Below are 13,198 nucleotides of genomic sequence, written 5' to 3'. Positions count from 1 at the left end.
AGAAGGAGAGTCCTGTGTCGCGTAGACGCGTCGTGGTCACCGGGATGGGTATGCTTTCGCCACTGGGCAATGACGTGCCCAGCAGTTGGCAAGGCATTCTGGCGGGCCGCAGTGGCATTGGCCTTATCGAGCACACGGACTTGTCAGCCTTCACCACCCGCTTCGGCGGTTCGGTCAAGGGTTTCAACGTCGAGGAATACCTGGCGCCCAAAGAAGCGCGTCGGCTCGATCTCTTTATTCAGTATGGCCTGGCGGCCAGCTTCCAGGCGGTGCGTAACGCAGGCCTTGAAGTCACTGATGCAAACCGTGAACGCATTGGCGTCGCCATGGGTTCGGGCATCGGTGGTCTGACCAACATCGAAAACAGCAGTCGTTTGCTGCATGAGCAAGGGCCGGGACGGATTTCACCGTTTTTTGTACCGGGCTCCATCATCAACATGATTTCCGGTTTCCTGTCGATCCATTTGGGCGCACAGGGGCCTAACTATGCCATCGCGACGGCATGTACCACGGCCACTCACTGCATTGGCATGGCTGCACGCAACATCGCCTATGACGAAGCGGACGTGATGATTGCCGGTGGCGCTGAAATGGCGGCCTGTGGCCTTGGGCTGGGCGGTTTCGGCGCGGCGCGTGCGCTGTCAACGCGAAACGACGACCCGGCGCGTGCCAGCCGTCCCTGGGACAAGGGCCGTGATGGGTTTGTCCTTTCCGACGGTGCCGGTGCGATGGTGCTTGAAGAACTCGAACACGCCAAGGCGCGTGGTGCGACCATTTATGCCGAGCTGGTCGGGTTTGGCATGAGTGGCGATGCGTACCACATGACCTCGCCACCTGACGACGGCGCCGGTGCCGCTCGCTGCATCGTCAATGCGTTGCGAGATGCCAAGGTCAACCCTGATCAGGTGCAATACATAAACGCACACGGCACATCGACGCCGGCAGGCGATCTCGCCGAAGCGTCGGCCATCAAGTCGGTCTTCGGCGATCATGCCTATCAGCTGGCAGTCAGCTCGACCAAGTCGATGACGGGCCATTTGCTGGGTGCTGCTGGCGCAGTCGAGGCCATTTTCAGCGTGCTGGCGATGGTTGATCAGGTGGCTCCGCCGACCATCAACCTCGACGAGCCAAGCGAAGGTTGTGACCTGAACTTTGTGCCTCACGAAGCACGCCGCATGCCGATCGACGTCGTTCTGTCGAACTCCTTCGGTTTCGGTGGCACCAATGGTTCGCTGGTATTCCGCCGGTTTGCCGAGTAATGCCCGATTGGGTTGATGGCCTTCCTGCCGGCAGCCTGTCTGTCAAGGACAGAGGGCTGGCCTACGGCGATGGAGTTTTCGAGACCATGGCTGTCAAGGCTGGCCGGCCATTGCTGCTTGATCGTCATCTGCAGCGTCTTGAAACTGGCTGCCAGCGTCTGGCGATATCGGTCGACCTTGCGCTGGTTCACTCTGAAATGACCCGTTTCGCCGCCGAGCTTGGCGACGGGGTCATGAAGCTGATTCTTACCCGAGGCGATGGTCAGCGCGGTTATGCTCCTGCCGCCAACGCGTGTTCACGTCGAATTCTGCAAGGCAGTGCCGCACCAGCCTATCCCGCTGCCCATGCCGAACAGGGCGTACGCCTGTTTGCCTGTCAGACCCGGCTGGCCGAACAGCCGCTGCTGGCCGGGCTCAAGCATCTTAATCGCCTGGAGCAGGTCATGGCCCGCTCCGAATGGAGCGACAGTGAACATGCCGAGGGGCTGATGCGCGACACCTCGGGGCGGTTGATCGAGGGGGTATACAGCAATCTGTTTCTGGTCTGTGGCGGGCGTTTGCTGACCGCCGACCTGAGTCGGTGTGGGGTCGCAGGCGTGATGCGTGCCGCATTGCTCGATCAGGCACGAAATCTGGGGCTGGCTGTCGAAATCCGTGATCTGCACTTGCCTGACCTTGAAACGGCAGACGAAGTGTTCCTGTGCAATAGCGTCTATGGCGTCTGGCCTGTCTGCGGTTTTGCAGCGCTGGACTGGGCGGTTGGTCCGCTCACCCGTAAACTGCAAGTTATTGCTCGCACCCTTCTGGATATCTGATCTGTGATCCGAAAATTACTGGTGTTGCTGGAAACTGCCGTTGTCCTGGCCGGCCTACTGCTTGGCTTCGCGTTCTGGCAGCAGAACAAAGCCCTGGAACAACCACTCAAGGTGGCTCAAGAGCAATTGCTGGATGTGCCGGCGGGCTCGACGCCCACTGGTGTTCTCAATCGCTTGCAGGCCGATGGCGTGATCAGCGACGCGTTCTGGCTGCGCCTCTACTGGCGCTTCAACCTGTCGGGGCAGTCGTTGCACAGCGGCGAATACCGCATGGTGCCGGGCATGAACGTCAAAGGGTTGTTTGATGTCTGGAAGCGCAAAGAGGTCGTGCAATACAGCCTGACTCTGGTCGAAGGCTGGAATTTCAGGCAGGTACGTGCTGCGTTGGCCAAGCAGGCCAAGCTCGATCAGACCCTTGCAGGTTTGTCCGATAGCGAGCTGATGGCGAAGATCGGTCATCCTGATGTGTTCCCCGAAGGCCGTTTCTTCCCCGACACCTACCGCTATGTACGCGGCATGACCGATGCCGAATTGCTCAAGCAGGCTTACAGTCGTCTGGAAGAAGTGCTGGATGAGGAGTGGCGTGCCAAGTCGCCGGAAGCACCTTATTCCACGCCCTATCAGGCGTTGATCATGGCATCGCTGGTCGAGAAGGAAACCGGTGTGCCGCAGGAGCGCGGCCAGATTGCCGGTGTTTTCGTACGTCGCTTGAAGCTGGGTATGCAGTTGCAGACCGATCCGACCGTTATCTACGGGATGGGCGAACGCTACAACGGCAAGCTGACCCGTGCTGACCTGAAAGAAGCAACGCCTTACAACACCTATATGATCGCCGGAATGCCACCGACACCTATTTCGCTGGTAGGGCGCGAAGCCATTCATGCTGCGCTCAATCCTGTGCCCGGCAGCAGCCTGTATTTCGTGGCCAAGGGTGATGGCAGCCATGTCTTTTCGGACGATCTGGACGCTCACAACGCAGCCGTGCGTGACTATCAGCTCAAGCGCCGTGCAGATTACCGCTCCAGCCCGGCACCTGTTGCTCCGCCCGTAACGCCAGCTGAAACGCCTGAGTCAGGGACGCCTGAATCAGTGCCTTCCCCTGCAGAGCCGGATGTCACGACCCAGCCGGATGCACCGCAATCCGGGACTGATGCGCAATGACAAAGACTAAGGATTATCTGTGACTGGTTTGTTTATCACTCTTGAAGGTCCGGAAGGTGCAGGCAAGAGCACCAATCGTGATTACCTGGCGGCGCAATTGCAGGCCCAGGGCGTGCAGGTGCTGCTGACACGTGAGCCTGGCGGCACGCCTCTGGCCGAGCGCGTGCGCGAGCTGTTGCTGGCGCCCAGCGAAGAAAGCATGAGCGCTGACACGGAGCTGCTGCTGGTGTTTGCAGCGCGTGCGCAACACCTGGCCGAGGTCATCCGTCCTGCGCTGGCGCGTGGTGAAGTGGTGCTTTGTGATCGGTTCACCGATGCAACCTACGCCTATCAGGGGGGCGGGCGTGGCCTGTCTCACCAGCGCATTGCAACGCTGGAGCAGTTTGTTCAGGGCGACCTGCGCCCTGACCTGACGCTGGTCTTCGATCTGCCGGTGGAAGTCGGTCTGGCGCGCGCTGCGGCACGCGGCCGGCTGGATCGCTTCGAGCAGGAAGGCCGGGCCTTCTTCGACGCGGTACGCAGCACCTATCTGCAGCGGGCAAAAGCCGAGCCTGCGCGTTATCGCCTGGTGGATGCCGCGCAGACCCTCGCTGAAGTCCAGGCCTCTCTCGACACGTTGCTGCCCCAATTGCTGGAGCTGCAACGTGGCTGAAGCCTACCCCTGGCAGGAATCGCTCTGGCGACAGATGGCAGGCCGTGCTCAGCACGCGCACGCCTACCTGTTGCACGGTCCTGCCGGTATCGGCAAGCGGGCACTGGCCGAGCGCCTGATGGCCAGCCTGTTGTGCAAGGCACCTGACGGGCTTGACGCTTGCGGGCAGTGCAAGTCGTGCCTGTTGCTGCTGGCTGGCAGTCACCCGGACAATTACGTGCTTGAGCCAGAAGAGGCCGACAAGCCGATCAAGGTCGATCAGGTGCGTGATCTGGTCAGTTTTGTGGTCCAGACCGCCCAGATGGGCGGACGCAAAGTGGTCTTGGTCGAGCCTGTCGAGGCGATGAATATCAATGCGGCCAACGCTTTACTGAAAAGCCTCGAAGAACCCTCGGGCAACACCGTGCTGTTGCTGGTCAGTCACCAGCCGAGTCGACTGCTGCCGACGGTCAAAAGCCGTTGCGTGCAGCAGGCCTGCCCGCTGCCCGGCGAGCAGATGAGCCTGGACTGGCTGAGCGGCGCGTTGCCTGATTGCACTCCGGACGAGCGCTTTGAACTGCTGACACTGGCTGCCGGCTCCCCACTGGCGGCCGTGTCGCTTCACGCTCAGGGCGTTCGCGAACAGCGCGCACTGGTGGTGGATGGCGTAAAAAAACTGCTCAAGCAACAGCAATCGGCTACCCAGCTCGCCGAGGGCTGGAAAGACATCCCGTTATTGCTGCTGTTCGACTGGTTCTGCGATTGGTCTCACCTTATCCTGCGCTATCAGATGACTCAGGACGAAGAGGGCCTGGGCTTGGGTGATATGCGCAAGGTTGTTCAGTACCTGGCGCAAAAGTCGACACGTGGCAAGGTGCTGGATATTCAGGACTGGATACTTGCGCAGCGCCAGAAAGTCATGTCTAAGGCCAACCTCAACCGGGTATTGCTGCTCGAAGCGCTACTGGTGCAGTGGGCAGGGCTACCGGGACAGGCGTAGACTCGGTGTTATTCGGAATCGTAGAGGTATTGTCATGAGTCTGCCGCTTAATACGGGTCCACGTAACGGCATTCTGTCCCTGACCATCAAGGACAAGTCCGTGCTGTACGCCGCTTACATGCCGTTCATCAAGAATGGCGGCCTGTTCATTCCGACCAGCAAGAGCTACAAGCTGGGCGATGAAGTGTTCATGCTGCTCAATCTGATGGATGAGCCGGAGAAGGTTCCGGTAGCGGGCCGGGTCACCTGGATCACACCCAAAGGTGCTCAGGGCAACCGTACTGCCGGGGTCGGCGTGCAATTCAATGATGGCGACAATACTGCTCGCAATCTGATCGAAACCCACTTGGTCGGTGCTCTCAAGTCCGATCGTCCCACCCATACGATGTAGTTGTGTTCCTTGCCCATGCTTGTAGATTCTCATTGTCACCTTGATCGCCTTGACCTCGCCCAGCACGATGGCTCCCTGGACGCGGCCCTTGAGGCCGCCCGGGGCCGGGGTGTCGGACACTTTCTGTGTATCGGCGTCAGCGCCGACAATGCCGGTGCGGTCAAGGCTCTTGCCGAACGCTATGCCGATGTCGACTGCTCGGTTGGCATTCATCCGCTGGACGTCAAACCGGGTGAAATGCCGCCGCTGGACTGGCTGCTCAAAGAGCTGGACCACCCACGTGTGGTAGCGATTGGTGAAACCGGTCTGGATTACCACTACGAACCTGAAGCCGCCGAGCTGCAACAGGCGTCCTTCCGAATACACCTTGAGGCGGCCAGAGCCACTGAAAAGCCGGTCATCATCCATACCCGCGGTGCCCGTGCCGACACCTTGAGCCTGTTGCGTGAAGCGGCCTTGCCTCAGGCCGGCGTGCTGCATTGTTTCACTGAAGACTGGGAAATGGCCAAGGCCGCGCTGGATATGGGGTACTACATCTCGCTGTCCGGTATCGTGACCTTTCGCAACGCCGATGCCCTGCGTGATGTGGCCAGGCAGGTGCCTGCCGATCGTCTGCTGGTCGAAACCGACTCGCCTTATCTCGCCCCGATTCCTTATCGGGGCAAGCCAAATCTGCCGCAGTATGTGCGTGAGGTGGCCGAATTTCTGGCAATGCTTCGCGGTGAGCCTTACGAGCGATTCGCCGAGCAGACCACTGCCAATTTCTCTCGCCTGTTCCCGCTGGCCCATCTTCAGCGCTGAGCAAGCCTCGAATTGCAGGCAAAAAAAACCCGGATTCTGGGGGGGTGAAACCGGGTCAAGACCATTAGGAGTAAAACAAAGGCACTCGGTCCGTTGGCACCTTTGCAGGTGCATCATTTGGGGGAATGAGGCACCAGCGCCTTGAGTATTGACCAGAATGGTCAGTCTTCCAGCGCCTTCTGGTCGTTTTTTAAACAGTTTTGGAATACCAAAGCGCTTGTTGAGTCCTTATTGAACAGATGAGGGCAGCGGTGCGCCAAAACGAACATTGCGGGTCTGGTCGAGGTTGTCAGTGGAGTTTTCCAACGGGTTTCTATTGAGTCTTTCGTTGTGCCTGGATATTGGCCTGGCAAACATCGCCATGATAACCCTGTCCATGCAGCGTGGCTTTACCAAGGGGCTTTGGCTTGGCCTGGGCACCTGCGTCGGCGATCTGACTTACGCGATTCTGGCCATGCTTGGCATGGCGGTGCTTCTTCAGTACGAGGCCGTGCGTTATGTGCTGTGGCTGGGCGGAACCGCGGTTCTGGCCTGGTTCTGTTTCAGGATGATCATGAGCGCAACCACTGTCAGCGAGGGCCTTGCGAGCGCTGATGTCGAGCCAGAAACGTCCGACCTGACACTGTTCCTGCGCGGGATTTTTCTGGCCATGTCATCGCCCAGCGCCATTCTCTGGTTCGCGGCAGTAGGTGGCGCACTCATCGCGCGGCAAGGTTCTGATCTGACCAGTGCCTCGACGTTTCTGGCCGGGTTTGTCGCGGCTGGTGTGGTCTGGTCGATTTCCCTGTGCGCGCTGGCTCATCAGGGTGGGCGTTTCATGGGGGAGCGAATGCTACGCTGGTCTTACATTGCGTCAGCGCTGATCTTTGCCTATTTCACGCTGTACGTTGTCATCACCGGGTACATGGAATTTGTCGCAGCAACGCCTTCACTGCCAGCGCTTTAGCGTTTTGGTCAGTGCGGGGCCGAATAATGATCAATTGCTGCAGGTTATTTGCCAGTGGATGGATATAACCCGGAAGGACCGATGATCCGTGCAATTTAGCGCCGATTGGGCATAATACCCGGCTTCGATTTCGATCCTGACAGACCTCCTCATGCAGAAAGAACCTCGTAAGGTCCGTGAATTTCGCCGCCGTGAGCAGGAAATTCTCGACACCGCACTAAAGCTTTTCCTGGAGCAGGGCGAAGACAGCGTCACCGTCGAAATGATCGCGGACGCCGTTGGCATTGGCAAAGGGACCATCTACAAGCACTTCAAGTCCAAGGCGGAAATCTACCTTCGCCTGATGCTCGACTATGAGCGTGACTTGAACGAGCTGTTGCATTCTGCCGACGTCGACAAGGACAAGGAGGCGCTCTCGCGTGCCTACTTCGAATTCCGCATGCGTGATCCACAGCGCTATCGCTTGTTCGACCGTCTGGAAGAAAAAGTGGTAAAGGGCAATCAGGTGCCCGAGCTGGTCGAAGAGCTACACAAGATCCGCGCTTCCAACTTCGAACGCCTGACGCTGCTGATCAAAGGCCGCATCACTGAAGGCAAGCTTGAAGATGTGCCTCCTTACTACCACTACTGTGCTGCTTGGGCATTGGTGCATGGTGCTGTTGCGCTGTACCACTCGCCGTTCTGGAGCAACGTGCTGGAGGATCAGGAGGGCTTCTTCAATTTCCTCATGGATATCGGTGTACGCATGGGCAACAAGCGCAAGCGCGACATCGATCTTTCAGCAGAGCCCAAGCCCGACCCCGCTGCTTAATAACGCTGCGTCGCGGTTTTGAGCCTCTGGCCCAGAGATGGCGCGGAAGCTGCATCCGACGACCATTCGCCGGTTTTCCGTCACCGGCATCTGGGAGGGGATGATGCGTAGCCTGGTTCTGCTGCTCGCGCTTATGGCGCTGAGCGGCTGCATGAAAGTCAGTGACATGGGCGAGGGTGTTCGCGAGCAGTTCAGCGACGCAGGTCTGCTCGACCACAGCAATACCCGCCGCACGGCCAACTGGCGTGTGCAGCCAGACTCGTTCATCTACATTGCTCAAGGCGCCTTCGTGCCGCCAGGCAATGCCTATCCGCGTCCCAATGTGGTGGCCGAGGAGGCCTTCAAGGGTTTCGTCGAATACTTTCCGATGGTCCGCCGTGCCCGTGCCCCGTTAGGCCTGGACGAAGCGCTGACCGAAGCGCGCAGTGCCGGCGCACATTATTTGCTCTACACCCGCTTTGCCAAGGCAGATGACCGCATCGGCAATGTTGATCAGTGGTCTGATCAGGAGGCGGTAGATCGGCTGGGTGTGGACAGTGGCGTCATTCAGCTCATGCTGATCGAAACCAGCACCCGTTACCTGATCGACAGCGCACGCATACGCAGTCGTGGCGGATTGCTGACGCTTTACGATACAAGTCCTGAAGATTTGCTCGGCCCGCCACTTGAGGACTACGCTCGTACACTCTTGGGCGTTGAGCGCTAGGGCTGGCTGCAGGAGAGTTGAGTGACCGATTCAAGCAAGGCGGGCGATCTGTTTGCGCAGATCCCCAAAACCAAAGGGTTGCCACCTGTTCATCTGTGGAATCCGGATTTTTGTGGCGACATCGACATGCGCATTGCCCGCGACGGAACCTGGTATTACCAAGGGACACCGATCGGTCGCAAGCCTATGGTCCGGCTGTTCTCGACCATCATGCGGCGCGATGGGGATGATTATTTTCTGGTCACCCCTGTGGAAAAGGTCGGTATCAAGGTGGACGACGCGCCTTTTATCGCGGTCAGCCTTGAGGTGGTGGGAGAGGGCGAGGCGCAGGTGTTGCGCTTTCGGACTCATGTCGATGACGAAGCAGAGGCCGGTCCTGAGCATCCTCTACGGGTAGTGACAGATCCGCATACCGGCGAGCCAGCTCCTTATGTACTGGTGCGCAGCAATCTGGAAGCACTGATTCATCGAAATGTGTTCTATCAGCTGGTCGATCTGGCGGTTTCCCGCGAGATCGACGGGCAGCAGTGGCTGGGCGTCTGGAGTCACGGTACGTTCTTTCCGATTGGCCTCGAGCCTTGAAAAATAGTCTATTTGGTCGCTTGAATTGCTTGCTTGCAGTACGACGGTTAAAGTGCCGCTCCCCGATTTTCCTGAGGTTTTTGCATGAGCCAGTCCTTTGATATCGCCGTAGTCGGCGCAACCGGTACTGTCGGCGAAACCATTGTCCAGGTTCTGGAAGAGCGCAATTTCCCGGTAGGCAGTCTGCACTTGCTGGCAAGCATCGAGTCTGCCGGTCATTCGGTGCCTTTCAGGGGCAAGAATGTGCGCGTGCGTAAAGTCGACGAGTTCGACTTCAGCACAGTCCGGCTGGCGTTCTTTGCCGCTGGCCCGGCGATCAGTCGCAGCTACGCCGAAAAGGCGGTAGCGGCGGGGTGCTCGGTTGTCGATCTGTCAGGCGCCTTCCCGTTTGCACAGGCGCCCAATGTGGTGCCTGAAATCAATGCTACGCTTTTGGATATTTGTGGCGTCGCGCCATGCTTGGTGGCCAGCCCGAGTGCTGCGGCCACAGCGGTTGCGCTTGCCTTGGCCCCGTTGCGTGCGCTGGTCGATATTCAGTCCGTGAGCGTGACGGCGTGCCTGGCTGTTTCCGCACTGGGGCGCGAGGGCGTCAGTGAGCTGGCGCGTCAGACCACTGAATTGCTCAATGTCCGCCCTCTGGAAACCCGTTTTTTTTGACCGCCAGATGGCGTTCAATGTGCTGGCTCAGGTGGGTAAACCCGACGAGTCGGGTCACCTTCCGCTGGAAAAGCGTCTGGTCACCGAGTTGCGCGAACTGCTGGCCCTGCCGTCACTTAAGATATCGGCCACTTGCATCCAGGTGCCGGTGTTCTTTGGTGACAGCTTTACCGTCTCGCTGCGCGCGGCCGGGCCGGTTGATCTGACTGCGGTCAATACCGCACTTGAGGCCGCTGCCGGAGTCGAACTGGTGGATGCCGGTGATTACCCGACCCCGGTCGGTGACGCAGTGGGGCAGGATGTGGTCTATGTAGGCCGGGTTCGAGCCGGAACGGACGATGCGGAACAGCTTAATCTGTGGCTTACCTCGGATAACGTGCGCAAGGGTGCCGCGCTCAATGCTGTGCAGGTTGGCGAATTGTTGATAAAAGATTATGTGTAAAAGATACTTGGCAACACATTGAACAATTATTTTAGCGGCGAGACGCCTTACACCCAAATGCAGGACTACCTCTCCGGATATCGGAGAATCTTTAAACAAGGGATGGGCTATGGTTCAGGTTCGTAAACTGGTATTAGCAATCGCTGCGGCTTCAGCGCTGTCATCGGGAATGGCGCAGGCGCTGGGGCTCGGGGAATTGTCGGTCAAGTCGACCCTGAATCAGCCATTGGTAGCGGAAATCGAGTTGACTGATGCGCAGGGGCTCAATGCTGCGCAAATTGTCCCCAGCCTGGCAACCACGGCTGACTTCGCTCAGTTGGGTGTCTCCCGTCAGGAGTTGCTGAACGATCTTTCGTTTACCCCCGTCATCAATGCTAATGGCAAAAGCGTCCTGCGCATCACCTCCAGCAAGCCGGTGCGCGTACCTTATGTGAAGTTTCTGGTTCAGGTGCTTTGGCCGAACGGTCGACTGGTGCGTGATTACAGTCTTCTGCTGGACCCGCCGAAGTACTCTCCGGAGGCGGCCGCTGCTGCAGCTGCTCCGGCACCGGCCCCTGCGGCGGCTCCCGCAGCACCTGCGCAACTGGCCACAGTGGAGCCGTCGGCAGAAGCTCCGGCGCCCGAAGCACCTGCCCCGACGCTTGCAGCCGTTCCGGCAGCATTGCCACCGCCAGCCGCAGATAAACAGTCGCAATACGTCACCGCCAATAACGACACCTTGTGGGAAATCGCCGCGAAGGTACGTAAGGGCGGTACGGTTCAGCAGACCATGCTGGCGATTCAGGCGCTGAACCCCGACGCATTCATCGGTGGCAACATCAACCGTTTGAAAAAGGGTCAGGTGCTGCGTCTGCCGACACCTCAGCAAACCGCTGCACTGCCACAGCCTCAAGCGATTGCCGAAGTTTCCCGACAGTACAGTGCTTGGCGCGAAGGCCGTCGCCTACCCGCAGGCCCGCGTCAGGTAGATGCCACCCGGCGTGATCGCGCCGGTGCGGCGCCCTCCAAAGTGGATGCTTCTGACAACCTCAGCCTGGTGTCTGCGAGCGGCAAGCCAGCCGCCAAAGGCGCAGCGGGTGACAGTGATCTGGGCAACAAGCTGGCGGTCGCTCAGGAAGCGCTCGATACCACGCGCCGGGATAATGCCGAGCTGAAAAGCCGGATGAACGATCTGCAAAGCCAGCTGGACAAGCTTCAGCGTCTCATCGAGCTGAAAAACGGTCAGTTGGCCAAGATGCAAGCGGCTGGCGCTGCGGTGCCGCCTCCTGCGGCCACTCCTGACGCTGCGACCCCAGCCAACGCAGCGGTGCCGGCCTCTCTGGTTGATGCCAATGGCGCCCCGGTCAAGCCGGCTGGCGAGATTGCTCCTGAAGATGCGTTGCCGGCAGGCGCGGCTGAGGTGGCGACACCGGCTGCGGATCAACCGCTGGCTGTGGAGCCTGTGGCCGTTCCTGAAGATGATGAGAGTACGCTGCAGAAGATCCTCGATAATCCGGTGCTGCTCGGCCTGGTCGGGGGCGCTGTGCTGCTGATCCTGGCGCTGTTGCTGCTGTTCCTGGCACGCCGTCGTGCGGCAAAAGCCGAAGCCGAGAAGCACAAGCGCATGGCGCGGGCGCTGGCTGAAGAGTCCGAGTTCGTTTCAGACATGGACATGGATTCGCCGCAGGCCAGTTTCGACGGGCTTGATGTGCCACCGCCCAATGTCCGTATGGGCGCCGGTGCTGCGGCAGCCGCTACAGCTGCGACTCGCGAGCGTCCAGCCGATGCGCTGGTCCAGGCCGAGATTCATATTGCTTATGGCCGCATGAATCAGGCCATCGAGTTGCTGGAGGAGGCTATCAAGGAAGATCCGCAGCGTGATGATATCCGCCTCAAGCTGATGGAAATCTACGCCGAACAGGGCAACAACAAAGCCTACGCCGCCCACGAGCGTAAACTGGTGGCTGCGGGAAAGCCTGAAGCTGAGGTCGAGCAGCTTGAAGAACGTCACTCGACCCTGAAGTCCGCTACGCCGCTGGCTTCTGAACCTGCACCGGCTTCGGCAGCTCCTGCCATTGCTGCGGCAGCTGCAGCAGCCAGTGCTGCTGCATTGGCCGCTGAACTCGACGCCAAATATGTCGAAGAGTTGCTGGCTGATAATTCGGCAGACGAGGCAACTGAACCGGCGCTCGAGCCTGAGCCCGTCGTAGCGGTCGAGCCGGAGGTGATAGCACCGGTGGCAACTGCGCCTGCCGAGGAAGCGGATCCGTTCGATAACGATTTCGATCTGAGCCTCGACGAGTTCGAAGAAACACCTGCGTCAGATGTTTCCACGGTGGATGACATCGATGACCTGATGCTGGACGAGCCGAAAATATCAGCGGTGGCTGACGACGACGAGCTGAGCTTTGAGTCGATCATGCGCGAGCAGGAAGAAGCGCGCGCAGCAGCAGTTCCTGAAGAACTTGCCGATTTCGACCTGGACCTGTCCGAGGAAGACCCGGCGCTCAAGAACGAAGATGACTTCCTGCTGGGCCTCGGCACCGATCCGCTCGATCCTGTCGAGACAAAGCCGGTGCCGCCGATCAGCGACGATCTAGAGCTGCCTGAAGACTTTGATCTGTCGCTGGCTGACGAAATCGAAACCGATCAGGCCAGTCAGGCGTTTGCGACCGAAATTGATGACGTCAATGCCGAGCTGGACCGTCTTTCTCAGAACCTTGAGCATCCGCCGCTCGACGAGCCAAGGTTTACCGCCGAAGACGCGGCAGCGCTGGACGATGAGCCGGACTTCGACTTCATGGCCGGTACTGACGAGGCGGCGACCAAGCTGGACCTGGCGCGTGCCTATATCGACATGGGCGATGCAGACGGAGCGCGTGACATCCTTGACGAGGTTGTGACCGAAGGTGATGACGGGCAGAAAAGTGAAGCGCGCGAGATGCTTTCGCGGTTGGTCTGATTCAAACCTGCCCCCCACTCGAACGGCCGCTTACGCGGCCGTTTGTTTTTCAGCC

General features: G+C 59.3%; 12 protein-coding genes and 1 pseudogene. All 13 read left to right on the top strand.

From position 1 onward, the window contains the following. The first annotated feature begins 14 nt into the window (after positions 1 to 14). The gene (fabF, locus tag I9H09_RS16705) at positions 15 to 1,259 is read left to right on the top strand and encodes a beta-ketoacyl-ACP synthase II (RefSeq protein WP_005892239.1); all 1,245 of its coding nucleotides are present in this window, start codon (positions 15 to 17) and stop codon (positions 1,257 to 1,259) included. Continuing rightward, positions 1,259 to 2,074, top strand: coding sequence for an aminodeoxychorismate lyase (gene pabC, locus I9H09_RS16700; RefSeq protein ID WP_122347893.1), 816 nt, complete (start codon positions 1,259 to 1,261; stop codon positions 2,072 to 2,074). Before fabF ends, pabC begins: the two co-directional genes overlap by 1 nt. A 3-nt stretch (positions 2,075 to 2,077) precedes the next feature. After that, the gene (mltG, locus tag I9H09_RS16695; RefSeq protein ID WP_122347892.1) at positions 2,078 to 3,235 is read left to right on the top strand and encodes an endolytic transglycosylase MltG; all 1,158 of its coding nucleotides are present in this window, start codon (positions 2,078 to 2,080) and stop codon (positions 3,233 to 3,235) included. 19 nt (positions 3,236 to 3,254) lie between these two features. Next, entirely contained in the window at positions 3,255 to 3,887 is a 633-nt protein-coding gene (gene tmk / locus I9H09_RS16690) for a dTMP kinase (RefSeq protein WP_024690479.1), read from the top strand. Then, on the top strand, positions 3,880 to 4,866 hold the full coding sequence (locus I9H09_RS16685) for a DNA polymerase III subunit delta' (protein ID WP_005892243.1): 987 nt from the start codon (positions 3,880 to 3,882) through the stop codon (positions 4,864 to 4,866). Before tmk ends, I9H09_RS16685 begins: the two co-directional genes overlap by 8 nt. A gap of 34 nt (positions 4,867 to 4,900) precedes the next feature. Continuing rightward, a complete protein-coding gene (locus tag I9H09_RS16680) occupies positions 4,901 to 5,257 on the top strand; it encodes a PilZ domain-containing protein (protein WP_005892245.1) in 357 nt (118 codons plus the stop codon). A gap of 15 nt (positions 5,258 to 5,272) precedes the next feature. Then, positions 5,273 to 6,058, top strand: a complete 786-nt coding sequence (locus tag I9H09_RS16675; protein WP_005892246.1) for a TatD family hydrolase — start codon at positions 5,273 to 5,275, stop codon at positions 6,056 to 6,058. Between the two features lie 292 nt (positions 6,059 to 6,350). Next, positions 6,351 to 7,004 (top strand): LysE family translocator, encoded by a 654-nt coding sequence (locus tag I9H09_RS16670; RefSeq protein ID WP_054997422.1) that lies wholly within the window; start codon positions 6,351 to 6,353, stop codon positions 7,002 to 7,004. 151 nt (positions 7,005 to 7,155) lie between these two features. Then, positions 7,156 to 7,815 (top strand): TetR/AcrR family transcriptional regulator, encoded by a 660-nt coding sequence (locus tag I9H09_RS16665; RefSeq protein WP_005892252.1) that lies wholly within the window; start codon positions 7,156 to 7,158, stop codon positions 7,813 to 7,815. 103 nt (positions 7,816 to 7,918) lie between these two features. Then, positions 7,919 to 8,521, top strand: coding sequence for a DUF4823 domain-containing protein (locus I9H09_RS16660; RefSeq protein ID WP_024670207.1), 603 nt, complete (start codon positions 7,919 to 7,921; stop codon positions 8,519 to 8,521). 21 nt (positions 8,522 to 8,542) lie between these two features. Further along, the gene (locus I9H09_RS16655) at positions 8,543 to 9,103 is read left to right on the top strand and encodes a DUF1285 domain-containing protein (RefSeq protein ID WP_005892255.1); all 561 of its coding nucleotides are present in this window, start codon (positions 8,543 to 8,545) and stop codon (positions 9,101 to 9,103) included. Between the two features lie 84 nt (positions 9,104 to 9,187). Then, positions 9,188 to 10,202, top strand: a pseudogene (locus I9H09_RS16650) (aspartate-semialdehyde dehydrogenase). Positions 10,203 to 10,311: 109 nt separating this feature from the next. Continuing rightward, complete coding sequence (locus I9H09_RS16645; RefSeq protein WP_236502392.1) at positions 10,312 to 13,143, top strand: FimV/HubP family polar landmark protein; 2,832 nt, start codon at positions 10,312 to 10,314, stop codon at positions 13,141 to 13,143. Positions 13,144 to 13,198: the final 55 nt, after the last annotated feature.

The organism is Pseudomonas tremae, assembly GCF_023278125.1.
Classification (GTDB): domain Bacteria; phylum Pseudomonadota; class Gammaproteobacteria; order Pseudomonadales; family Pseudomonadaceae; genus Aquipseudomonas; species Aquipseudomonas tremae.
This window is presented reverse-complemented; position numbering and strand designations above follow the sequence as displayed.